The 23,615-nt window shown below is 65.8% G+C and carries 20 protein-coding genes and 2 pseudogenes; 14 read left to right on the top strand and 8 right to left on the bottom strand.

Translation table 11 applies throughout. From position 1 onward, the window contains the following. The first annotated feature begins 102 nt into the window (after positions 1-102). Complete coding sequence (locus EV641_RS23700; protein WP_132475067.1) at positions 103-1,560, top strand: MFS transporter; 1,458 nt, start codon at positions 103-105, stop codon at positions 1,558-1,560. Here EV641_RS23700 and EV641_RS23695 read toward each other — a convergent pair. Both EV641_RS23695 and EV641_RS23690 read right to left on the bottom strand, forming a co-directional pair. Continuing rightward, positions 1,552-2,706, bottom strand: coding sequence for a hypothetical protein (locus tag EV641_RS23695; protein WP_132475024.1), 1,155 nt, complete (start codon positions 2,704-2,706; stop codon positions 1,552-1,554). The two genes, EV641_RS23700 and EV641_RS23695, sit on opposite strands and share 9 nt — an antisense overlap. Beyond that, complete coding sequence (locus tag EV641_RS23690; RefSeq protein WP_054719713.1) at positions 2,706-3,641, bottom strand: metal-dependent hydrolase; 936 nt, start codon at positions 3,639-3,641, stop codon at positions 2,706-2,708. Before EV641_RS23690 ends, EV641_RS23695 begins: the two co-directional genes overlap by 1 nt. A gap of 178 nt (positions 3,642-3,819) precedes the next feature. On the opposite strand from EV641_RS23690, the gene EV641_RS23685 reads away from it, so the two are divergent. Together EV641_RS23685 and EV641_RS23680 are read left to right on the top strand one after the other, a co-directional pair. Continuing rightward, complete coding sequence (locus EV641_RS23685) at positions 3,820-4,431, top strand: TetR/AcrR family transcriptional regulator (protein ID WP_054719710.1); 612 nt, start codon at positions 3,820-3,822, stop codon at positions 4,429-4,431. A gap of 77 nt (positions 4,432-4,508) precedes the next feature. Continuing rightward, positions 4,509-5,195: a YceI family protein gene (locus tag EV641_RS23680; protein ID WP_132475022.1), complete on the top strand. Its 687-nt coding sequence runs from the start codon at positions 4,509-4,511 to the stop codon at positions 5,193-5,195. Here EV641_RS23680 and EV641_RS23675 read toward each other — a convergent pair. Next, positions 5,176-5,591: pseudogene (locus tag EV641_RS23675) on the bottom strand (hypothetical protein). The gene EV641_RS23680 and the pseudogene EV641_RS23675 sit on opposite strands and share 20 nt — an antisense overlap. A 143-nt stretch (positions 5,592-5,734) precedes the next feature. Here EV641_RS23675 and EV641_RS23670 point away from each other — a divergent pair. The 5 genes from EV641_RS23670 (at position 5,735) to EV641_RS23650 (ending at position 12,956) form a co-directional block, all read left to right on the top strand. After that, complete coding sequence (locus EV641_RS23670) at positions 5,735-6,196, top strand: Rrf2 family transcriptional regulator (RefSeq protein WP_054720636.1); 462 nt, start codon at positions 5,735-5,737, stop codon at positions 6,194-6,196. A gap of 97 nt (positions 6,197-6,293) precedes the next feature. Beyond that, complete coding sequence (locus EV641_RS23665) at positions 6,294-6,884, top strand: TetR/AcrR family transcriptional regulator (RefSeq protein WP_132475020.1); 591 nt, start codon at positions 6,294-6,296, stop codon at positions 6,882-6,884. Between the two features lie 67 nt (positions 6,885-6,951). Then, on the top strand, positions 6,952-9,288 hold the full coding sequence (locus tag EV641_RS23660) for an MMPL family transporter (RefSeq protein WP_132475018.1): 2,337 nt from the start codon (positions 6,952-6,954) through the stop codon (positions 9,286-9,288). Between the two features lie 42 nt (positions 9,289-9,330). Beyond that, a complete protein-coding gene (locus EV641_RS23655; protein WP_132475016.1) occupies positions 9,331-11,058 on the top strand; it encodes an ABC transporter ATP-binding protein in 1,728 nt (575 codons plus the stop codon). Continuing rightward, positions 11,055-12,956, top strand: a complete 1,902-nt coding sequence (locus EV641_RS23650; RefSeq protein ID WP_054715424.1) for an ABC transporter ATP-binding protein — start codon at positions 11,055-11,057, stop codon at positions 12,954-12,956. Before EV641_RS23655 ends, EV641_RS23650 begins: the two co-directional genes overlap by 4 nt. 3 nt (positions 12,957-12,959) lie before the next feature. Here the strand turns inward: EV641_RS23650 and EV641_RS23645 are convergent, their stop codons facing one another. Together EV641_RS23645 and EV641_RS29945 are read right to left on the bottom strand one after the other, a co-directional pair. Then, positions 12,960-13,547, bottom strand: a complete 588-nt coding sequence (locus EV641_RS23645; RefSeq protein WP_054715427.1) for a DUF1707 domain-containing protein — start codon at positions 13,545-13,547, stop codon at positions 12,960-12,962. A 163-nt stretch (positions 13,548-13,710) separates the two neighbouring features. Then, complete coding sequence (locus EV641_RS29945) at positions 13,711-13,965, bottom strand: hypothetical protein (RefSeq protein ID WP_241997420.1); 255 nt, start codon at positions 13,963-13,965, stop codon at positions 13,711-13,713. A 36-nt stretch (positions 13,966-14,001) separates the two neighbouring features. On the opposite strand from EV641_RS29945, the pseudogene EV641_RS23635 reads away from it, so the two are divergent. Further along, positions 14,002-14,337: pseudogene (locus tag EV641_RS23635) on the top strand (LysE family transporter); the annotation flags it as partial. A gap of 8 nt (positions 14,338-14,345) precedes the next feature. On the opposite strand, the gene EV641_RS23630 reads toward EV641_RS23635, so the two are convergent. Both EV641_RS23630 and EV641_RS23625 read right to left on the bottom strand, forming a co-directional pair. Beyond that, complete coding sequence (locus tag EV641_RS23630; protein ID WP_054715433.1) at positions 14,346-15,224, bottom strand: cation diffusion facilitator family transporter; 879 nt, start codon at positions 15,222-15,224, stop codon at positions 14,346-14,348. A gap of 37 nt (positions 15,225-15,261) precedes the next feature. Continuing rightward, positions 15,262-15,681 (bottom strand): pyridoxamine 5'-phosphate oxidase family protein, encoded by a 420-nt coding sequence (locus EV641_RS23625; RefSeq protein WP_054715430.1) that lies wholly within the window; start codon positions 15,679-15,681, stop codon positions 15,262-15,264. Positions 15,682-15,804: 123 nt separating this feature from the next. Here EV641_RS23625 and EV641_RS23620 point away from each other — a divergent pair, with 123 nt between their 5' ends. The 5 genes from EV641_RS23620 (at position 15,805) to tgt (ending at position 22,874) form a co-directional block, all read left to right on the top strand. Continuing rightward, positions 15,805-18,537, top strand: coding sequence for a calcium-translocating P-type ATPase, PMCA-type (locus tag EV641_RS23620; protein WP_132475014.1), 2,733 nt, complete (start codon positions 15,805-15,807; stop codon positions 18,535-18,537). A gap of 56 nt (positions 18,538-18,593) precedes the next feature. After that, positions 18,594-19,496 carry an amidohydrolase family protein gene (locus EV641_RS23615; RefSeq protein WP_132475011.1) on the top strand — a complete coding sequence of 301 codons (903 nt, stop codon included), beginning with the start codon at positions 18,594-18,596 and terminating at the stop codon, positions 19,494-19,496. 184 nt (positions 19,497-19,680) lie between these two features. After that, positions 19,681-20,184 (top strand): cysteine dioxygenase family protein, encoded by a 504-nt coding sequence (locus EV641_RS23610; protein WP_054715721.1) that lies wholly within the window; start codon positions 19,681-19,683, stop codon positions 20,182-20,184. A 241-nt stretch (positions 20,185-20,425) separates the two neighbouring features. Then, a complete protein-coding gene (locus EV641_RS23605; protein WP_241997427.1) occupies positions 20,426-21,547 on the top strand; it encodes an MFS transporter in 1,122 nt (373 codons plus the stop codon). A 52-nt stretch (positions 21,548-21,599) separates the two neighbouring features. Next, a complete protein-coding gene (gene tgt / locus EV641_RS23600) occupies positions 21,600-22,874 on the top strand; it encodes a tRNA guanosine(34) transglycosylase Tgt (protein WP_132475006.1) in 1,275 nt (424 codons plus the stop codon). On the opposite strand, the gene EV641_RS23595 is transcribed toward tgt, so the two are convergent. Further along, positions 22,850-23,551, bottom strand: coding sequence for a queuosine precursor transporter (locus EV641_RS23595; protein ID WP_132475064.1), 702 nt, complete (start codon positions 23,549-23,551; stop codon positions 22,850-22,852). The two genes, tgt and EV641_RS23595, sit on opposite strands and share 25 nt — an antisense overlap. Positions 23,552-23,615: the final 64 nt, after the last annotated feature.

Here is a 23,615-nt window from a genome sequence, read left to right as displayed (position 1 = left end):
GAAAGCCCGATAACCGTGTCGATCACGCCTGTCTCGCAACCGGACGCGACCACCACCGTTCCGAAGGCCGGCCCACGTGAGTGGGTGGCCCTCGCGGTCCTCATGCTCCCGGTGCTGCTGGTCTCGATCGACAACACTGTCCTTGCGTTCGCGCTACCCGAGATCTCCGCCGCGCTGCGGCCCAGCGGTGCGCAGCAGCTGTGGATCATCGACATCTACCCGTTGATTCTGGCGGGCCTGCTCGTCTCGATGGGCAGCTTCGGCGACCGCATCGGACGACGGCGCCTGCTGCTGATCGGCGCAACCGGGTTCGCAGCGGTCTCTGTGATTGCGGCCTATGCTCCGTCGGCGGAAGCTCTGATCGCGTCGCGTGCGGCACTGGGCTTCTTCGGGGCCATGCTGATGCCGTCGACACTGTCGTTACTGCGCAATATCTTCCTCGACGCGGCGCAGCGTCGGCTCGCGATTGCGGTGTGGGCATCGTGTTTCGCGGCGGGTGCTGCGCTCGGTCCCATCGTCGGTGGCTTCCTCCTCGAACACGCGTGGTGGGGATCGGTGTTCCTGCTCGCGGTGCCGGTGCTGATCCCGCTACTCATCCTCGGCCCGATCTTCGTGCCGGAATCCAGGGACCCGGCGCCCGGGCGTATCGACGTGGTGAGCATTGCGCTGTCGATGCTCGCGCTTGCACCGCTGGTGTTCGCCATCAAGAATCTCGCCAACGGCAAATCCGTCGTCGCTACGGCTGTGCTCACCGTTGTCGGGATCGTGTCGCTCGTATCGTTCGTGCGCCGCCAGTTACGTCGGCCGGATCCCATGCTCGACGTGCGGCTGTTCCGGGTGCCCACGTTCAGCGGCGCAGTCCTGGTGAACCTGCTCTCGGTGGTCTCCCTCGTCGGGTTCCTGTTCTTCGTTTCGCAGCATCTCCAGCTGGTGATCGGACAGAGCCCCATGCAGGCCGGGATGAGCCTGGTCCCTGGACTGGGTGCGATGGTAGTGGCGGGCCTGGCGGTGGTCTCGCTGGTGCGATGGGTCCGACCGTCGACGATCATCGTGTCGGCGCTGTTGCTGTCGGCGCTCGGATACGCGCTCGTGTTGATGCTCGCGTCGCCGACGGCCGTGACCCCGATCATCGTGGCGTTCGCGGTGCTCGGAGCAGGGATCGGCGCTGCCGAGACGTTGTCGAACGACCTGATCGTCTCGAGCGTGCCGCCGGAGAAGGCCGGTGCGGCGTCGGCGGTGTCCGAGACGGCGTACGAGATGGGCGCTGTGCTGGGAACGGCAGTGCTCGGCTCGATCCTCACCGCCTCCTACGGTGCGAATCTGCGGGTTCCGGCCGGGGTCGGCCCGGAAGCCGCCGCCGCTGCTCGCGAAACCTTGGGTGGCGCCCACGCCGTTGCCGACGCCTTGCCCGCGGAACAGGCGACTGCTCTGCTCGGAGCCGCGGGAGAGGCGTTCGACAGCGGCGTGACCATCACGTCCGGAATCGGAATGGTGCTGATGGTGGTCTCTGCGCTGCTGGCGGCGCGGATGCTCACACCTCGCGTGCCCACCTCACGATGACGATGTTTCCCGAACTCCGACTGCCGAGGTATCGGCTGAGGATGCTGCCCGGGGAACCGTGAAGGTCGCGACGACACACGCGATGGCCACGACGAAGCAGGCCACGACATACCAGAGGCTGCCGAGGGGATCGCCGTTGTCTGTGACGCCGTCGACCGCCGAGAAGTAGTCGGGCAATGCGGATATCCAGAGGACGGCCAACACGCCGAGGTACACCAGCGAGAACCGCTGGACGAACACGTTCGTGTAGGTGGGAGTGTCGGATTCGCCGCGGCGCAAACGCGACCACTGGCGAGCGAGCACCCACGCCGCAACCACACACAGGACGACGAGTTCGAGTGCGTACATGAATCCGCGCACCGTCGTGCTTCCCATCCCGATAATGGTCGCGGGAAGGGGGAGGACGAACGTGCCCACGGAGGCGAGTACACCGATCACGATTGTGCGCCAAACCAATTGGAGCCCGGAGAAACTCTCGCCTCGGTCGATGTGCCGACCGACGAAGAACTGCACACACAGTGCCAGGGACATCGGCCACAGCGCCGCGAACACCACGACGCTCGGCAGCGGGACGGAGTCGAAGAACGGTTGGTTGATCGGATTCTCGAGCGACCACTCCCACCAGCGCAATTGCGGGCCGAGGTGGTCGAAGATCTCGTAGAAGGCGTGATGGACGAATCCCACACACACTGCGCCGAGGAGCACGCCGTACTTGCGGAACACACCGAGCATCCGCACGATCTCGAATGACAGTGTCGCGAGCAGGGGATAGATCGCGACGATGTAGAGCGGCAGTCTGCCCCACATGAATTCGACCGTGAACACGTTGTGCGCGAACATCGTGTCGACGTGCTGTTCGATTCCGAACGCGGCCGGGAAGTACAGGGGCGGTTCGATGATGAACAGATATGCGCACGCGCCGAACCACAGCACCAGATTGGTGGGATCACCGTGCCGACGCAGTCGGAGAACGGCGTACACGAGGGCGAGGACAGCGCCGACGGTGATCGTCAGTTCGAGGACGGGAAGCGTCCAGTTCTCCAACGCCGCCGGATTGCGGAACTCGAGGAGTCCACCGGCCTCGTCGCAGGAGAATCCGAGCCTCGTCGCGAGGTCCTCGAAGGTGGGCGAACACAGATCCGACATCAATTGACCCCCGGTGCAGCGGTTTCCGCGGTGTACCACTTCGTGACGTCGTAGCCGGCGTCGAAGCGCTCGAACCACACGCCGGCCAGTTCGGGGAGGTCCTCGTGTTCGGGGTTGTGCTTCGGCATCTGGCTGCGGATGATGCCCCGCAGTGCGATCAGCTGCTCCTTGAGTCCGAGGTCGTCGAAGGCACGCGGCATCGGCCCGGCATTCGCGGCCTGCAGGCCCGGAATCACCTCGAGCAGTTTCTGCTTACGCCGATACGACGCGAACATCGACAGAGCGTCGATCTTGCGGTCTTCGATGGGGACGTGCTTGTTGAAGCCTGCGCACGCGATCCGGATGACGTCGAGCACGTGCTTGAACACCGAGGCCGCCACACGCATGCGGTAGACGTCGCTGCCGATGACGGAGTCGAAGATGATCAGTGCGGAGCTGCGGTGCTCGACCTCCTCGACGAAATGCCAGATGAACAGGGAAGCGACGCGGTCGTCGCCGGGGCGGAACAGCGACGCGTCGTTGTCGAGCATGAGCTTGAAGACGGGTGTGAAGGTCGCTTCGAGGTCTGCGGTGTAGGCCAGGCGGTACTTCAGCGATGTCTCGGCGGTGAGCTTGTCGTAGGCGCCGATCACGTCGTCGAGGGTCTCCTGCAGGCCCGGGTACCTCTTGATCAGGGCTCGGACGTGCTGGCGATGCGCAGTGGAGTGCTGCCCCTCCTGGCGCATGAACGCGTCGGCTTCTTCGGCGACCGTGTCGTCGGCGAACTGCGGCTTCGCCTCGGTGATCATCTGGACGATCATCTTCTCGAATCCGACGGCGAGGAACGAGACGGCGTTGGCCATGCTCGAGAACGCAGGATTCTCGGGGTTCCACAGGAACGGCACGTCGTAGTCCTCGAATGCGAAACGCATCTTGCGGACGTGCAGGTTTGTCATGTCGCATACCTCGTTCTCGGGGTTGTCCGATGCAGTCAGTGCAGGTAGGACCCGCAATTGGGTTACATCATACGTCTTGGTCTCTGTATGTATGATGACTTTCGTGTAGATGTCCTGGCATACCGACTCCCGGATTGGGCTGCGTGATAATCTCGGCCCCTCATTCCAGGAGGCGGGTGTGGCACGTAGGCGAGGGTGGGGTGGGAGTCCGCCGGGGACCGACGAGGAGGCAACTCGGCGCATCGTCGACACCGCGGTCGATCTCATCGCGCAGACCGGTGCGGCGATCAGCATTGCCGAGGTCGCGGAATCGCTGGGCGTGATCCGGCAGACGGTCTACCGGTATTTCCCCAGCGCGGATGCGCTGATGAAGGCCGCCGCCATCGCCTCGGTCGCCGGATTCCTCGACCGCCTGACCGGCCACGTCGCCGGTATCGTCGATCCCGTCGACGCGACCGTCGAAGCCGTCGTCTTCACCCTCGCGGAAGTGCGCCGCACTCCGCACCTCGGTCTCCTGCTGTCGAGTTCGTACGCGAACGTCCACCCCGAGAACATGACATCCGACGAGGCGCAGGCCTTCGGTATGACGATGATCAGGCGGTTCGATGTCGAGTGGGAGAACTACGGGTACGACGACGCGTCACTCGGTGAACTCGTCGAATATCTCCTGCGCACGATGCAGTCGTTCTTCGTCTCTCCCGGAAATCCACCGCGCAGCGACGACGAGATGCGTGGTTATCTGCGTCGGTGGGTGGGCGCCGCGGTCGCAGCGCAAGTTGTCGCCCGATAACTCGGGTACGCGAATTCTCAGAGAATTCTTCGGAGCGTAGCTCCCACTGAGCTTGAAACGACAACTATCCTCGGTGCATGCGAAAAATCGGGTGGACGATCGTTGCCATCGTCGTTGTCGCGCTCCTGGGCTTCTTCGTCGCGCCATGGGTATACGGCACCTTCATCGCCGAGGACGACGCACCCGCCGCCTCGGTATCGACATCCGGCGCTCAGGCTGCAACCGGTGAGCTCGACGGCGAGTGGGCCGTGACCCCGGGCGCCGACCCCAACCGGACCGCGGCGGGCTACACCGTGCACGAGATCCTGCGCGGCGCCGACGTCACCGTGGTGGGGAGCACCGACCAGGTGTCCGGCACCGCGACCATCGCCGACCAATCGCTGATCGCCGCCGACGTCACCGTCCAGGTCGACGGGATCGCCACCGACAGCTCCCAGCGTGACGGTCAGTTCCGAGGCATGGTCATGGACACCGCGAACCATCCGACCGCGACATTCACGTTGACCGAACCCGTGGATCTGTCGTCGTTGCCCACCGACGGCACGCTCGCGACGGTGCCCGCGACGGGCGTCCTGACGCTGCGCGGCGAAGAACGACCCGCAACAGTCGAGGTCGACGTCCTGCGTAGCGGCGAGAGCATCGTGGCGTCGGGCAGCATCCCCACGACGTGGTCGGACTGGGGGATCCAGCCGCCGAACCTCGGGTTCGTCGCCGTCGACGAGGCCGGGAGCGTGGACTTCTTGATCACCCTCGAGATGGGCTGACCGGTTCCGTCTCGGACTTCACCGGGGCCCAACCGGGCGGGCCGAACGCGTACCCGAGTTTGTCGCGCCAGGACGCCACCGACCGCCAGTCGCGGGCGATCGCCTTGTACTCGTGGGTCTGTAGATCCCAGATGTCGAAGGTGCCGACGGGCGTGGTCAGTCCGTAGACGGGTCGTTGCTCTTCGGCCTTGAACGTGGCTCGCGTGTGCATCGCGCATCTCGTACCCGCCGCGCGGAGGGTGCACGCGGCCGTCGGGCGCCGGCTCGACGCGTTCGAGCATGCGGGCCGCGACCCACTCGAGGATCAGGAACAGTGCAAACGCCGGAATCGCGAGGGCGACGGGATCATGCAACGGTTCGAGCAGTGAACCCCACTGATCGCAGCGTCTCCCACATCGCGGGACCTCCGAACTGGTACGTGAACGATCGTCGAGTGTACGTGCGCCTATGGTGCCCGTCACTATCGGTGATCGACGGTGCCGATTTCTCCCCTGTTTGGTAGGAATTGGTCGGCCGGAAATGTCGGAGGAGGCACCGAAGTGCATATCAGTGCAAGGGTCGATTACGCGGTGCGGACGCTCCTGGAACTCGCTGCATGCGGTGACGGCCCTGCCAAGGCGGAAATGCTGGCGACAGCGCAGTCGATCCCGCACAAATTCCTCGAGGCCGTGCTCGCCGATCTTCGCCGGGGTGGTCTCGTCCGCAGCCGGCGTGGCCCCGACGGTGGCTACTGGCTGGCGCGACCGGCCGACGAGATTTCCATTGCCGACATCATTCGCACGGTGGAAGGGCCACTCGCGTCGGTGCGCGGGGAGCGACCCGAGAGTGTGGAGTACACGGGGGCGGCCGAGCGATTGCGTGACGTGTGGATCGCGGTGCGGGTGAATCTTCGCGCGGTGCTCGAGGATGTGACGCTCGCGGACATCGTTGCGGACGACCTGTCGCAGTTCGTCCGTGACCTGACCGCCGATCCGGGCGCATGGGAGCGCCGCGGCGTGTGAGCTGCGTTACCCGCGCTGATCGGGTGTGGCCTATCCCATAAATATTGCAGAGCTCTGCAAAGTTACACAGCTCTGCAAAATCTGTACCGTTGTCGGAGTGAGCTCTCAACTCGGATTGCGTGACCGCAAGAAGGCCGCCACCCGCGCAGCCCTCGCGGACGCGGCTGCGGAACTCGCGCGCGAGCACGGCCTCCACGAGGTCACTGCCGATGCGATCGCCGCCCGGGCGGGCGTCTCGACCCGCACCTTCCACAATTACTTCGCGAGCAAGGAAGAAGCGGTCCTCGTGCACTTCGAGGGTCTGATCGAAACCTGGATCGACCTTCTGCGGCACCGCCCCGCGGGCGAGCCCATCATGGGTTCGCTCGAAGAATGCGCCGTCGGGCTCGTGACCGACCCGCAGTGGTCGTTCGACGACATCAGCACGTGCGTCGCGTTCGTCGAGGAGGGGTCCGCGAACGAATCCCGGCACATCGAGGTGGCGAAGCGCTCGTCGCAGCTGCTCGTCGACGCCATCGCCGAACGAACGGGCACCGACCCGGCCACGGACATCTACCCCAACCTGGTGCACTACGTCGGTTTGGGAGCGATCAAATCGGCCGTCGAAATGTCCATGACGAATTCCGCATCGTCACCCGAACACCTCATCCGTGAAGCCTTCGCGCTGCTGCGACGGGGATTCGCGTAACCCCCGGCCCCACGACCACGTTCGACCACGATCACGAACACGTTCGACCACAGAAAGGGTGCCTGCCGTGGCGACCTACCTCTACCGGATAGGCAAGTTCGCCTACCGGCGTAAGGGCGCAGTCCTGTCCTTCTGGATCGCATTGCTCGTCCTCTTCGGAGTCGGGGCCGCGACCCTGTCCGGTCCGACGACGGACTCCTTCAGCCTTCCCGGCACCCCCGCGCAGAATGCGCAGGACCTGATGGCCGAACGATTCCCGACGGCCGAAGACCCGATGAACGCGCTCAGCGCACGGTACGTCTTCGCGGCGCCGGACGGGCAGACACTCGACGATCCCGAGAACACGGCCGCTGTCGACGAGGTGCTCGCGGCGATCCGTGGAATCGACACGGTCTCCGCCCCCGCCAAGGTCGATCCGGCAACCGCCTCGCCCGAAGAACAGGCCGGGGCCCTCGTCAACCCTGTCATTGCCGATGCCGGGCTCACCGAACAGATGATCGGGCTCGCCGCGCAGCAGGGCACACCCGAAGAGGCCGCGCTCGCCGATGCGCAGGCTCTGTCGCCGCTCAGCGCCGACCGCACCGTCGGGTTCGTCACCGTGCCCTTCGAGGGCGAGGTGACCGACGTCGATCAGGCCATGCGCGACCAGATTGCCGCTGCCGCAGACATCGGCCGCGACGCCGGTTTGACCGTGCAGGTCAGCGGCACCGCCGCAGCCGATATGGCGATGCCCGGCGGCACCGCCGAACTCATCGGCATCGGTATCGCCGCGATCGTCCTCACTCTCACCTTCGGCTCGCTCGTCGCAGCAGGTCTGCCGCTGATCACCGCCCTCGTCGGTGTCGGTATCGGAAGCATGGGCATCACCATCGCCACCGGCTTCTTCGACCTGAGCTCGATGACACCGACGCTCGCGATCATGATCGGTCTTGCCGTCGCGATCGACTACTCACTGTTCATCGTCTCCCGCTTCCGGCACGAACTGCTCGAGACATCCGACCGTGCCGAGGCCGCAGGTCGCGCCGTGGGCACGGCGGGTTCCGCCGTCGTGTTCGCGGGCCTGACGGTCATCATCGCGCTCATGGCATTGAGCGTCGTCGGCATCCCGTTCCTGTCCGTGATGGGTTACGCGGCCGCCTTCACCGTGCTCATGGCAGTGCTCATCGCGATCTCGCTGTTGCCGGCCGTGCTCGGCCTCTTCGGTGAGAAGGCATTCGCGGGCCGCATTCCCGGACTGAGCTCACGCGACCCCGAAGGTGGTGAGCCCGGCGCTGCAAAGAAGTTCATCGGCGCCATCACGCGTCGCCCGCTGATCCCGCTCATTGCCGGTGTCGTCCTCCTCGGTGTTCTCGCACTTCCGGCGACCGGTCTGCGTCTGGCCCTGCCCACCGAGGCGACGGGCGACCCTGCCACCAGCGCACGCCAGGCCTACGACCTGATCGACGAAGGATTCGGGCCGGGTCGCAACGGCCCGCTGGTGGTCGTCGCAGACGCCCGCGACGCGAATGTTCCGGCCGATGCCGCATTCGCCGCCGTCCTCGGATCGCTGTACGAGCACGAAGAGGTCGTCAACGCTCAGGTGGTCGGTGTGAACGAGGACGGCGACACCGCGCAGATCCTCATCACCCCGCGCAGTGGCCCGACCGATCCCGCGACGATGGATCTCGTCTCGGAGATCCGTGCCGACGAGGCCGCGCTGAACGGCGAGTACGGGCTTTCGTACGGCGTGACGGGCCAGACCGCGCTGGAAGGCGACGTGTCGGAGAGCCTGCAGAGCGCGCTCGTCCCGTATCTCGCGGTGGTCGTGGGTCTCGCGTTCCTCTTGCTCATGCTCGTGTTCCGCTCGATCCTGGTGCCGCTCACCGCGACACTCGGCTTCCTGCTGAGCGTCCTGGCGACCTTCGGTGCGACCGTGGCGGTCTTCCAGGAAGGCTGGGGTGGGCTCATCTCGAACCCGCAGCCCATCGTGAGCTTCATGCCGATCATCCTCATCGGTGTGGTGTTCGGTCTGGCCATGGATTACCAGGTGTTCCTGGTGACCCGCATGCGCGAGGAATACGTGCACGGTGCGTCCGCCACGGACGCGGTGCGCAGTGGCTTCGCGCACGGCGCCCGCGTGGTGAGCGCCGCCGCCGTCATCATGATCTCGGTGTTCGCCGCGTTCATCGCCGAACCGGATTCGCTGATCAAGTCCATCGGCTTTGCGCTCGCCGCCGCAGTCTTCTTCGACGCGTTCATCGTCCGCATGGTGATCATCCCGTCGGTGATGGCGCTGCTCGGCGACAAGGCGTGGTGGCTTCCGAAGTGGCTCGACAAGATCCTGCCCAACGTCGACGTCGAGGGGGAGAAGCTCACTCGTGAGCTGGAAGCGACCGCAGCGACCCCGGAATCCACCCGGGTGTGAGTGTCGCGAGGTTCGTCCGGAGACGCAGGTAGCGTATTGCCCATGTTGGTTCGGCTGTTACGGCGCTTTCTCGTGCGCTACAAGGGTTCGCTCATAGCTGTGGTCGTGCTGCAGCTCGCGGCCACCACGGGCATGCTGCTGTTGCCGAGCCTGAACGCCGACCTGATCGATCAGGGGGTGGCGGTCGGTGACATCGACTACATCCTGCGTACCGGGCTCCTCATGCTGGGGATCAGCGCGGTCGAGGTCGCCTGCTCCATGGGTGCCGTGTACTTCGCTGCGCGAGCCGCCATGTCGTTCGGACGAGACGTCCGGCTGGCGCTCGTGCAACGGGTCGGCGGGTTCTCCGCCCGCGAATTCGGGACCTTCGGGGCACCGTCGCTGATCACCCGCAACACCAACGACGTGCAGCAGGTTCAAATGCTGGTCCTGATGACCTGCACCATCGTGGTGATGTCGCCGATCATGGGTGTCGGCGGCATCATCATGGCGTTACGCGAAGACGTCGGCGCTTCCCTGGTGCTCGCGGTTGCAGTACCGGCACTGATCCTGACGATGGTCGTGCTCATCGCACTGATGTTGCCGGGCTTCCGGGTCATGCAGATACGACTCGACGGGGTCAATCGGGTGCTGCGAGAACAGGTCAGCGGGATCCGTGTCGTGCGGGCCTTCGTCCGCGACGACACCGAGAAGGCCCGCTTCGACCGCGCCAACGACGATCTGACCGCGACGGCGCTGCGCGTCGGCCGCGTCAACTCCGTGCTGTATCCCGCAGTGCTGCTCATCGCGAACGTCAGCACCGTCGCCGTGGTGTGGGTCGGCGGTGCCCGGATCGACTCCGGCGCCATGCAGGTCGGCTCCATCACCGCGATGATCACCTACGTCGCGCAGATCCTCATGGCGGTCCTCATGTCGTCGTTCATCGCGATGATGATGCCGCGCGCAAGCGTGTGCGCCGGGCGCATCCTCGAGGTCCTCGACACCGAACCGACCGTCGCAGCGCCGGCCGAACCGGTGCGCGAACTCGGCACCCACATCGATGTCGAACTGCGGGGTGCCGGATTCTCCTACCCGGGCGCCGACGCGCCCGTGCTGCGCGACATCAGCTTCCGCGCGGAGCCCGGCACCACCACCGCGATCATCGGCGGTACCGGGTCGGGCAAGAGCACATTGATGCGATTGATCCCGCGACTCATCGACGTCACCGACGGGCAGGTGCTGGTGGCAGGTGTCGACGTCAGGCGCCTCGACCCGGAGGTGCTGCGGTCGCGGATCTCCGTCGTCCCGCAGAAGGCATATCTGTTCTCGGGCACGATCGCCGACAATCTTCGCTACGGCCGCGCCGACGCGAGCGACGACGAACTGTGGCACGCACTCGAGGTGTCCCAGGCCGCCGACTTCGTCCATGCCATGCCGGACAGGCTCGAATCGGTGCTGTCGCAGGGCGGCACCACCGTTTCGGGCGGACAGCGACAGCGACTCGCGATCGCCCGCGCGCTGGTCCGTAAGCCGTCCATCTACCTTTTCGACGATGCGTTCTCGGCGCTCGACCCGGCGACCGACGCCCGCCTGCGCGCGGCGCTGGAACCGGAAACGCGCAACGCGTGCGTCTTCATCGTCGCTCAGCGCGTCTCGACCGTGCAGGACGCGGATCGCATCGTCGTCCTCGACGGAGGCGCCATGGTCGCGTCCGGAACCCATCTCGGGCTTCTCGGCCGTTCCCCGACGTACGCCGAGATCGTCGAATCGCAGAGAATGGCCGCTGTATGACGACGCCCGCCGCGGCCGAACAACAGGCCGTCCCGCAGTCGCGGCTGCGCGTGATCATTCGCATTCTCGGTCTGTTGCACCCGCATCGGTACGTCGTGTACTCGGTGATGATCGCGGCGTTGCTCGGTGTCGTGAGCTCGTCGATCGCACCGCTCGTACTCGGCCGGGGCACCGACATCATCTTCAACGGTGTGGTCGGGATGCAGCTCCCGGCCGGGCTGTCGAAGGACGCCGCGATCGCGCAGCTACGCGCGGAGGGCCGCGATCAGTTCGCCGACATGGTCGCCGGAATGAACGTGATCCCCGGAGCGGGCATCGATTTCACGAGCCTGGGGCGGACCCTCGTCATCGTTCTCGCTCTCTATCTGTTGTCGTCCGCGCTGATCTGGGTTGCCGCGTACGGACTCAACGAGATCGTGCAGCGCACCGTGCGGGACATGCGCGCGAGCGTCGAACGGAAGATCCACCGCCTGCCGTTGCGCTATTTCGACACACATTCGCGCGGTGATCTGCTCAGCCGTGTCACCAACGACATCGACAACGTGTCGACGGGTATGCAGGAGTCCATCAGCCAGCTGGTGCTGGCGGTGTTCACGCTGCTCGGGCTCGTGGTGATGATGTTCTGGATCTCCCCGCTGCTCGCCGTGATCGCGCTGCTGCTCGTCCCTGCCGCGGCCGTGGTGACGTTCCTCGTGGCGAGGCGTGCGCGGAAGCATTTCGCGGCGCAATGGGATGCGACGGGCACGCTCAACGGGCAGATCGAGGAGTCGTTCACCGGGCACGAGCTCATCACCGCATACGGCCGGACCGCGGAGATCGAGCGTCGGTTCACCGAGACCAACGATTCGCTGTTCCAGGCCGCGTACCGGGCGCAGTTCGTGTCGGGTCTGGTGATGCCGCTCGTGACGTTCCTCAGCAACATCGGATACGTCGTCGTGGCGGTGATCGGTGGTCTGCGTGTGGCGTCGGGCACCTCGACGCTCGGCGAGATCCAGGCGATGATCCAGTATTCGCGGCAGCTGTCGCAGCCGCTCGCGCAGATCGGCGCGATGATCAATCTGCTGCAGTCGGCCGCGGCATCCGCCACCCGCGTGTTCGCGGTCCTCGACGAAGAGGAGCAGGATCCTGAACCCGCGGCCCCCACGATGCCGTGGAGCAGGCACGGCCTCGTCGAGTTCGAGGATGTGTCGTTCTCGTACACCCCGGAACGTCCGCTCATCGAGAACTTGACGTTGCGCGCCGAACCCGGCCAGATGATCGCGATCGTCGGACCCACCGGGGCCGGCAAGACCACTCTCGTGAATCTGATCCTGCGTTTCTACGAGGTGGATTCGGGCCGGATCCTCGTCGACGGTGTCGATGTCACCGGAATGCTGCGGGAGGAACTGCGATCCCGTATCGGCATCGTGCTGCAGGACACCTGGCTGTTCGGCGGCACGATCCGCGAGAACATCGCATACGGTAACCCCTACGCGACCGAGAACCAGATCATGTCGGCCGCGCGGATGAGCTACGTCGACCGGTTCGTGCGGGCCCTGCCCGACGGTTACGACACCATCGTCGACGAGGAGACCGGAAGCCTCAGCGCCGGTGAGCGGCAGCTCATCACGATCGCCCGCGCATTCGTGTCGAAGCCGTCGATCCTGATCCTCGACGAGGCCACGAGCTCGGTCGACACCCGCACCGAACTCCTCGTGCAGCAGGCCACCGCACGGTTGCGCGACGACCGCACCAGTTTCGTGATCGCGCACCGGTTGTCGACGATCCGTGACGCCGATCGGATCGTGGTGATGGAGGACGGGCGGATCGTCGAGCAGGGGGCCCACGAGGAGCTGCTCCAGAGGGGCGGCGCGTACTCGCGGCTCTACGAGGCGCAGTTCAAGGCACTCGTCGACTGACCATCAGGTGTCGCGGTCGTTGCTCTCGAGCTGCTTGATCCGGTCCGCAGCCTGCTTCAATCGCTTCTTTCGCTCTTCGTTCTCGGATTCCTTCAACTCTTCGTAGAGCTCCTCGTCGGAGTCGCTGTAGTTGAAGATCAATCGCGGCAGACCCAGGGTCACGATCAGGCTGGGCCAGACCAGCCAGGCGTGGTCCCAATCGAACACATTGTTCAGCACGAGGAACGTCACGAGGGTGATGCCGATGATCACCCAGTCGAGGGATTCGACCAGATTTCCTCGCCGGAGCAGTGACGACAGTTCTGTCTCGGCGCTGCGTGACGAAGCGCCGACGGGCGTGGTTTCGGCGATCTCGGTCGATACCTTCCGGATCCGGTTGTCGACCACTTCCAACGGTGCGCCTCCCGGGAGTCCGCGAAATGCATTACGGAGGGGGTCGAGCGCGCGGGCAGCCGCGATCTCGCCGGAACGCTCGTAGAACTCGTCGGTATCCAGCCGCCCTGCCGCGAAGTGCTCACTGATGACGTTCAAGGCGTGCAGCCGTTCGTCGTCGCTCAATCGCAGATCATGTTCGTCGGGCTGGTTCGCCACGTCGTTCGCCTCCCCGGAATCGTGTGTATTCGAATCCTACGGCTGACGTAACACTTCCCGCGCCGTGCGACGGACCGCCGCGGTGAGGGCGTCGAGCACGGGGAGTCCAGTCTCCAGCGCTGCCAGTACAGCGGGACGTCGAGCGGGTGGCAGGGGGCGAGACTCACGAGATCGGTGCTGTCGGTGAGCATCGGATCAGGAAGCATGCCCCAGCCGAGTCCGAGGCGTGCGGCATCGACGAATTCGAGTGCCCCAGGAACGTAGTTGCGGGGTGCCGTGATCCGGCGACGGGTTCGTTGCGCAGGAATCGATCCTGCATATCGTCCTTGCGGTCGAAGGTCAGCATCGGTGCCTTCTGCAGTTCCTCCGCGGACATGCCGTCGGGAAACCATCGCTCGGCGAAGTCGACACTGGCCATCGCGTGATATCGCATCGATCCGAGCTCCTCGGAGGTGCACTGCGCCCGTCGGCGTTGTCCGCGGCGCCCGGCGGCGCCGTCACCATCGGCGCAGCGCTACTGACCTGTCTGGCGTTGACCTGGGTCAATCCGCACACCTATCTCGACACCGTGCTCATGCTCGGATCCGTCGACAACCACTACGGAAATCCGGGTCGCTGGTGGTTCGGTGCGGGTGCCATCGCTGCGAGCGCCGTGTGGTTCGTCGCCCTCGGATACGGCGCGCGTTATCTGCGCAACTGGTTCGCCGAGCCCGGATCCTGGCGGATTCTCGACGGTGGCGTCGCGGTCCTGATGCTCGGCCTCGGCGCCGGACTCGTGGTGTCCTCCTGACGGCCGCGTTACGCGCTCGGTGCAGTGCCGCGCTTCTGGTAGCCGAGGGGCTCGAGGTGGGTGAACACCGTCACCCCTGGCAACGCGTCCCGAAGATCGGCTTCGAGCCGGTCGAGCAGATCGTGTCCCGCGCGCACCGACCAGTCGCCCGGTGCCCGCACCGTCAGATACACGAAACGCTGACGTCCGGACTGACGCGTGCGCGGCGGTAGGAACTCCACCGGCTCCGATGCGCGGTACCGGTCGAGCACCGAGTTCACCACGGCGACATCCTCGGTGGGGAGCACGGCATCGAGCATGCCCACGACGGACTGTTTCACCAGTCCGTACCCGATACGCAGGATGTTCAGCGCCACCACGATCGCCACGATCGGATCGAGCACGTCCCACCCGGATATCGCGACCAGTGCGACACCCGCCAGCACCCCGGCCGACGTCCACACGTCGGTGAGCAGGTGTTTGCCGTCGGCCACCAGGGTGATCGACCGGTGTTTCCTGCCCTCGCGGATCAGCATCATCCCGACCGCGAGGTTGATCATGGACGACCCGGCCGACAGCGCGAGACCGAGACCGGCCTCCTCGACCGGCTGCGGTGACAGCAGTCGGTCGACCGACGTCCACAAGATTGCGGTCGCAGCGGCGAAGATCATCGTGCCCTCGACGGCGGCCGACAGGTATTCGGCCTTGCCGTGGCCGAAATCGTGGTTGAAGTCGGCCGGTTTCGCCGCCAGACGCAACGCGAGCAGACCCACGATCGCCGCCACCAGATTGACGCCGGACTCCAGGGCATCGGAGAGCAGACCGACCGATCCCGTCAACCACGCAGCGAGCGATTTCAGGGCCATCGTCGCCAGCGCCGCCGCGACCGACAACCACATGAACCGCATGAGCAGCCGATGCGACTGCGCCGAGACCACCGTCGTGTCAGTTCTTGACGAGGTTGTACTGCAGTCCGGTGATTTCCGTTGCCCGGATCTCGACGTAGTCGAACTTCGGTGTCGGAACCCACGGGGCCAGGCCCAGCGCGTCGATCTTCGCGGCATCGTCGAAGCTCCGCAGCACATGCGCGGTGCCGTGTACGACGATGCTCCACGCGGTGTCCTCGTGGATGTGATCGACTTGGAACGCGACGTTCGGATGGACGGCCAGTTCGGACAGTTTGCTGCCCTCTCCGGTGCGGAAGTAAACCTTGCCGTCCGTCACCACATAGTTGACGGGATAGATCTCGGGGCGATCACCCACGACGGTGACGAGGCGTCCCACCTTCGCGGACGCGAGCCGCTCCCAGGCCTGTTCCTCGGACAGGCGAACGACGGGCCGATCGGATTTCGGGAACTCGCTCATCGGTGCTCCTCCTCGAACTTCGGTGCTTCCCCTCCAGCACATCACGAACGTACGCCCGGCGCAGGAGTACCACCTGCCGTTACGGTGAGAACGACCCACCCGCGCACGTGGATCGGAGTATCGATGCCAGTCGAGATCCTGCCGGGGTGGCACACCCGCCCCGCAGACGACGTCGCCGACGCCTTCGACGTCGCCCCGGATCGGGGCCTGACCGCAGGTGAGGTGGAGCGCCGCCGCTCGGAGTACGGACCCAACGTCCTCGACGAGGCGAAGAGCATCCCCGCATGGCGGAAGATGCTGTCGTTGCTCGCCGACAAGATGACGCTCGTTCTCGTCGTCGCGGCCGTCGTCAGCGCGACCGTGTCGCGGGAGTGGGAAACCCCCGTCGTCATCTTCGCGGTCATCGTCCTCAACACCGTCCTCAACTACGTGCAGGAAGCCCGAGCCGAGAACAGCCTGCAGGCACTGAAACAGATGTCGGTGTCGACCACGCGGGTCCTGCGCGACGGTCGCGGTGTCGAACTGCCCCGCGCCGATCTCGTCCCCGGCGACGTCGTCCAGCTCGAGGCCGGCGACTCGGTGCCCGCCGACGGCCGCCTCGTCGCCGCCGTGCGACTCCAGGTGGCCGAGGCTGCACTCACCGGCGAATCGCAGCCCGTCGACAAGACCGTCGATCCTGTCGACGATCCGCACGCTCCACTCGGCGACCGCCACGACATGTTGTTCATGAACACCGAGGTGACCCGCGGACGCGCCTCGATGATCGTCACCGACACCGGAATGCGCACCGAGATGGGTGCGATCGCCGCGCTCCTCGGTGCAGCCGGTGTGGAACAGACCCCGCTGCAGCGTCGCATCGGCCAGCTCGCACAGACCCTCACCATCATTGCGATCATCACGGTCGCGCTCGTGTTCGTCCTCGGACTGCTGCGCGGACAGGCGTGGTCCGAACTCCTCGTCACCGCCGTGTCGCTCGCGGTCGCGACCATCCCCGAAGGGCTCACCGCGGTCGTCGCATTCACCCTTGCGATGGGTGCGTCGCGGCTCGCGGCGCGCGGCGCGATCGTCAAACAACTCGCGGCCGTCGAAACTCTCGGAAGCACCACTCACATCGCGACCGACAAGACCGGGACGCTGACCCTCAACGAGATGACGGTGCGGCGGCTGCTGGTGCACGGGCGCAACTTCCGCGTCACCGGCACCGGTTACGGAACCGACGGCAAGATCCTCGTCGGCGACGGCATGCCCGCACCCGATCTCACCGACGCGCTACTGGGCATGGCCATGTGCAACGACGCGACCGTGCGCGATGGCACCCTCGTGGGCGACCCCACCGAGGGCGCGCTCGTGGTGCTGGCAGAGAAGGGCGGCATCGACGTCGAGGGCAGCCGTGCTGCTCTGGCCCGGATCGAGGAGGTGCCGTTCGACTCGGACTACAAGTACATGGCGACGTTCCACGCCCTCCCGGGCGGCGGCTACCGGTGCTTCGCGAAGGGTGCCCCGGGCGTGCTGCTGGACCGTGCGTCGACCACTCTCGGTGAGGACGGCCCGATCCGGATCGACGACGCTGCGCGCACTCGGATCCGCCGGGCCGTCGACGACCTTGCGTCCGAGGGGCTGCGTACCCTCATGATCGCCGGCCGCGCACTCGACGCGGTGCCCCGTGGAGATGCGGATGCACTGCAGGACAAGGTATCCGACCTGATCGTGTACGCGATCGTCGGCATCGTCGACCCTCCACGCCCCGAAGCGAAGGATGCCATCGAGGTGGCGCACGGCGCGGGTATCGCAGTGCACATGATCACGGGGGACCACCTGGTCACTGCGTCGGCGATCGCGGACGAACTGGGCATCCACGGCAAGGCCGCGGCCGGCGCCGACCTCGATTCCCTCGGTGAAGACGAATTTCGGGAGCAAGCAGCACAATTCGGAGTCCTCGCCCGAGTAGCACCCGAACACAAGATACGGTTCGTCAAGGCGCTGCAGTCCGACGGTCAGATCGTCGCGATGACCGGCGACGGTGTCAACGACGCACCCGCACTCGAACAGTCCGACATCGGGGTCGCCATGGGCATCACCGGCACCGACGTCTCCAAGGGCGCTGCGAACATGATCCTCACCGACGACAACTTCGCGACCATCGTCGCGGCGGTGTCGGAGGGCCGCGGGATCTACGACAACATCGTCAAGTTCGTGAAGTTCCAGCTCACCACCGCATGGGGGTTCGTGCTGATCTTCCTCACCGCCGGTGTGCTCGGGCTGGCAGGCGGGGCACCGTTCACCGCCCTGCAGATCCTGTGGGTGAACATCATCATGGACGGACCACCCGCGCTCGCGCTCGGAGTCGACCCCACCGACCCGGATGCCATGAAGCGGCCACCGCGACCGGTGAAGGAGGCGCTGCTAACCCGGGATCGTGTGCAGCGGATCCTCGGGCTCGGTGTGCTGATGACGGTAGGAACGATCGCAGTCCTGTACTACGGTCCGAAGTTGTTCCCCGACAGTGCCTCCGATCCATTGTTCGCGACCACCCTCGCGTTCACGACGTTCGTCTTCTACCAGGTGTTCAATCTTTTCAACGTGCGATCGGACCTCGGTTCGGTGTTCTCGATGAGGACGTTGACCAATCACACGATCTGGATTGCGATCGTCGCGGTCATCGTGCTGCAGGTCTGCGCGGTGCAGATGAGTGTGCTGCAGGGATTCTTCGACACCACCTCACTGACGTCGCAACAATGGGCGCTCGCAGTTGCGGTCGGATCCACGGTGCTGTGGGTCGACGAGATCGGCAAGATCGTGGCCCGGCGAGTCGAGGCTCGGAGGTCGGCGCGAGTGGAGGCGCCCGTCCTGACCTGAACGGTTGACTCGGGACAGTGTTGACTCGAGACAGTGGGGAGGCAACGCTGGACCACATGAAGCGACGACCGCGCGTCGACGTACACCAGCACCTGTGGCCCTCGTCGTTCGTCGACGCTCTCCGCGACCGCAGCAACCCGCCCTGTCTCGACGGCTGGACATTGCATCTGTCCGGCGAGCCTCCGTATCAGGTCGATCCCGCCGACCATTCGGTCCCCGCGAGGGCTGCCCTTGCCGTCCGAGACGGAATCGACCTCGCCTTGGTGTCGATGTCGAGCGCACTCGGAATCGAGACACTGCCTGCGGACGAGTCCGGGCCGCTCCTCGACGCCTACCACGAAGGTGCGCTGGCGCTACCGGCACCGTTCGGGGTGTGGGCCGCCGCGAATATCGACGAGCCCGACCCCCGGATGTTGCGCGACGTGCTCGAGGCCGGGTGCGTCGGCCTGCAGATACCGGCCACCGCGCTGGCCGATCCGGCGGGGCTCGACCGGTGTGCGCCGTTGCTGGAGGAACTCGAACGCGCGGGTGCACCGCTGTTCGTCCACCCGGGTCCGGCTGCGGCGCCCGGTGCGCCGGCGTGGTGGCCGGCGATGGTGTCCTACGTCGGCCAGATGCACACCGCGTGGTTCGGATGGCACGAGTTCGGTGCCCGCCGATTCCCGAGGGTACGGGTGCTTTTCGCCATGCTCGCGGGCCTGGCCCCGCTGCACGCCGATCGGATGGCCGTCCGCGGCGGGCCCGCGGGTGTGCCCGCGCCGGGTGTGTACGTGGAGACATCGTCGTACGGGAGGGAGATCGTCGCAACTGTGATGGCCAGTCTGGGCGAGGACCGGGTGTTGCTCGGGTCTGATCGTCCCTACGCTGTACCTCTCGCGCTCGGTGGTTCTGCCGGCGTGCGATTGCGCACAGGCAACCCGGCACGATTCTTTTCGAATTGCATTGATCCGAACTCTTGACCTGCGGTTCCGGAGCGGGTGACATGGTCGTCGTGAGAATTCCGACCACTGCGCAGCATCGCGGTCTCCGCACGGCCTCGGCCCGTGCCGACGACGCGCGTCTGCACTGTTGTCACTGAAATCGCCCTCTCCTCCCCTCTGCTCCGCCCGGGCACATCTGTGCCCCGATTTCGGGAAGTTCGCAATGCTCACTCAGCCAGACCTGCCCATCCGTGCCGACCTCGATCTCACCTCCCTCGCGCTGCAGATCGCACGCGATCCCGACCGATGGCTACCGGTCGTTCGATTCGACGCGCAGGAGCGCTGGTACACCCGGCTGACCGTCGTCGACAACCTCGAGGTGTGGTTGCTCACATGGCTCCCCGGTCAGTGCACCGAGATCCACGATCATGGCGGCAGCGCGGGTGCCCTCGCGGTGGCGCAGGGCGTACTCACCGAGACCACCGTGCACGCGCCGGTCGACGCGATCCTGCCAGGATCTCAGGTGTCGTTGTCGCGGAACGAAATTCGATCCGGTGAGGTGCGTGGTTTCGGTGCCCACCACATTCACGAGGTGACGAACGAGTCGGACGCCCCCGCCGTCAGCGTCCACGTGTACGCGCCGTCGCTGTCGACGATGAGCCGGTATCGGATCGACGACGGCACGCTCCGGCTGCTCGCTTCGGAGCGAGCCGGCGCGGATTGGTAGTGCCCGGATCGATGGTGCACCGCATGGCGTAACTCACGCCGTCTCGAATCGTCGTCGGGGCGCCGGCGCAGGACAATGGAAGCTTGCCCGATCCGCGGACGGGCCGTTTTCTGTCACTCGCTCAATCGAAGGTTCCACCTGCATGACCACCACGGCTTCCGACCGTCCACTCGATCCTGCGCCCACGACCTCCGTCGAGGCCGACAGCGCGACTACCGCGTACCCGGGGCGGGCGCTGGTGATGTGGGCGCTCGCGCTCGGCGGGTTCGGCATCGGAACGACCGAATTCGTGGCGATGGGTCTGCTGCCCGACATCGCCTCCGGGCTCGGCATCTCCGAACCCACCGCCGGGCACGTGGTGTCGGCGTATGCGGCCGGTGTCGTCGTCGGTGCTCCGCTGATCGCAGTGATCGGCGCGAAGCTGCCGCGCAAAACGTTGCTGATCGCACTCATGGTGGCATTCACCCTCGGCAACGCGGCGACCGTGCTGGCACCGAACTACGAGCTTCTCATCGCGTCCCGGTTCCTCGCCGGGCTGCCACATGGCGCGTACTTCGGTGTCGCGGCGCTCGTGGCTGCGCATCTCGCGGGGCCGGGTCAGCGTGCTCGGGCGGTGTCGCTGGTGATGATGGGGTTGTCGGTGGCCAACGTCGTCGGGGTGCCGGCGGCATCGTGGCTGGGAATGGCGCTGGGCTGGCGTTCTGCATTCGTCCTGGTCGCAGTGATCGGCGTGGTGACGGTCGCCGCGATCGTCGCGTGGGTGCCGTCCCTGTCGATCCCCACCACCAGCGTGCGGATCGAACTCGGAGCTCTGAGGCGCAAGCAGGTGTGGCTGACGCTCGCGGTGGCGGTCATCGGCTTCGGCGGTGTGTTCGCGGTCTACACCTACATCAGCACCACCTTGACCGACGTCGCAGGGCTGTCGAAGTCGCTGGTCCCGGTCGCGCTGATGCTGTTCGGCATCGGCATGGTCGTCGGAAACTTCGTCGGCGGTCGGCTCGCCGACCGCACTCTGGTGCCGGGGATCTTCACGACGGTGACGTCGCTCGCTGTGCTGCTGGCGGTGTTCATCGTCGCGGTGCACAACCCGTATACGGCGCTACTGCTGGTGTTCCTGCTCGGCGCGGGCTGCGCCGCGGTGGGGCCGGGCCTGCAGGTCCGGTTGATGGATGTCGCGGAGGACGCGCAGACACTCGCGGCGTCGCTCCACCACGCGGCGTTCAACCTCGCGAACGCGTTCGGTGCGTGGATCGGCGGTGTCGTCATCGCGGCAGGTTTCGGATACACGGCTCCCGCGGCCGTCGGCGTGGTGTTGGCGCTGGCGGGTGTGGCGATCTTTGCTGTCGCGGTGCGGCTGCCCTGAACCGTGGGCATACGACAGCCGCGGTCCTCCGCCGTCATGATTGGATGACGACGTGACCGACCCCAGCGCTACCGACACCACCGTGCCCACCCCGAACGACCCGTTCTTCACCATCGGGACCCGTCTCGACAACGGGTTGGGGCGCACAGGCACCATCCACACCCCGCACGGCGACATTCGCACGCCGGCGTTCGTGGCGGTCGGCACGAAGGCGACGGTCAAGGCGGTGCTGCCCGAGTCGATGGCCGATCTGGGGGCACAGGCGGTACTCGCGAACGCCTACCACCTGTATCTGCAGCCCGGCTCGGACATCGTCGACGAGGCCGGTGGGCTCGGCAAGTTCATGAACTGGCCCGGTCCGACCTTCACCGACAGCGGCGGATTCCAGGTGATGTCGCTCGGTGTGGGGTTCAAGAAGGTCATCGCCATGGAGTCGGTGGGCGTCCAGAACGACGACGTCATCGCCAAGGGCAAGGAACGGCTCGCGAAGGTCGACGACGACGGCGTGACGTTCAAGTCGCACCTCGACGGGTCGAAGCACCGCTTCACCCCGGAGGTGTCGATGCGAATCCAGCATCAGCTGGGTGCCGACATCATGTTTGCGTTCGACGAGCTGACGACCCTGATGAACACCCGCGGGTATCAGGAGGAGTCGCTGCGGCGCACGCAGGCGTGGGCGGTGCGCTGCATCGCAGAGCACGAGAAGCTCACTGCGCAGCGCACCCACCGCCCGTACCAGGCGTTGTTCGGTGTAGTGCAGGGCGCGCAGTACGAGGACCTGCGCAGGCAGGCGTGTCGTGGTCTCGAATCGATTCACGGTGAGACGGGTCGCGGGTTCGACGGCTACGGCATCGGTGGGGCACTCGAGAAGCAGAACCTGGGCACGATCGTGCGCTGGTGCAGCGAGGAACTTCCGGAACACAAGCCGCGGCACATGCTCGGGATCAGCGAGCCCGACGACATGTTCGTAGCAGTCGAACACGGCGCCGACACGTTCGACTGTGTCAACCCGTCACGGGTCGCGCGCAATGCCGCGATCTACACCCCCGACGGACGTTTCAACATCAACACGAGCCGTTTCCGTCGAGATTTCACGCCGATCGACGAGAACTGTGACTGCTACACGTGCGCGAACTACACACGCGCGTACATCCACCACCTGTTCAAGGCGAAGGAGATGCTCGCGTCCACGCTGTGCACGATCCACAACGAGCGGTACACGGTGCGCCTCGTCGACGACATCCGCCGCAGCATCGACGACGGCCGGTTCGCTGAGCACAAGGCCGAGACACTGGGCCGGTTCTATGCCTCCAAACGGGCACCGTAACTCGGCTCGTGCTTCTTCACGTACGCGATGACGCGGTACGTGAGGGGCAGGACGACGATCTCGACGAGTGTCTTCCACAGGAACCCGACCACCACGTAGTTAGCGAAATCCGACCACGTCGAGATGCCGATCGCGCCGGCCGCGATCGCGCAGAAAATCAGCGTGTCGGCGAACTCACCGACGACCGTCGACCCGATCAGGCGTGCCCACAGGTGCTTCTCCTTCGTGCGCTTCTTGATCCACACGAGCACGTACGAGTTGAGCAACTGGCCGACCACATACCCGGCCAGGCCTGCGAGAAGCATGCGCGGCACCACTCCGAGTACGGCTTCGAACGACTCCTGGTGCTCATAGAACTCGGCCGCGGGCAGTGACCACGTGATCCAGAAACACAGTGCAGAGAGCCCCACTGCGCCGAACCCGAAGAGCACCGCGCGCCGGGTCGCGGCGAAACCGTACACCTCGCTGAGCACGTCGCCGAGGATGTACGCCAGCGGGAACAGGAAGAACCCGCCGTCGGTGATGATCGGCAGGATCTGCAACGGTCCGACCGCGAGTTCGGAGTCGCCGAGGAACGCGACGCCTTTCGTCGCGGTGATGTTGGAGATGATCAGCACCGTGGTGAACAGCACCAGGATCCCGGGGTAGAAGCTGTGCCCCACTCGGGCGAAGGCCACCTGCTCGGATACGGATTTCGTGCGGTCGGCTGCGTTTGTCACCTGGCCATCCAAGCATCCGGGC

This window comes from Rhodococcus sp. SMB37, from assembly GCF_004345605.1.
GTDB lineage: Bacteria > Actinomycetota > Actinomycetes > Mycobacteriales > Mycobacteriaceae > Rhodococcus.
This window is presented reverse-complemented; position numbering and strand designations above follow the sequence as displayed.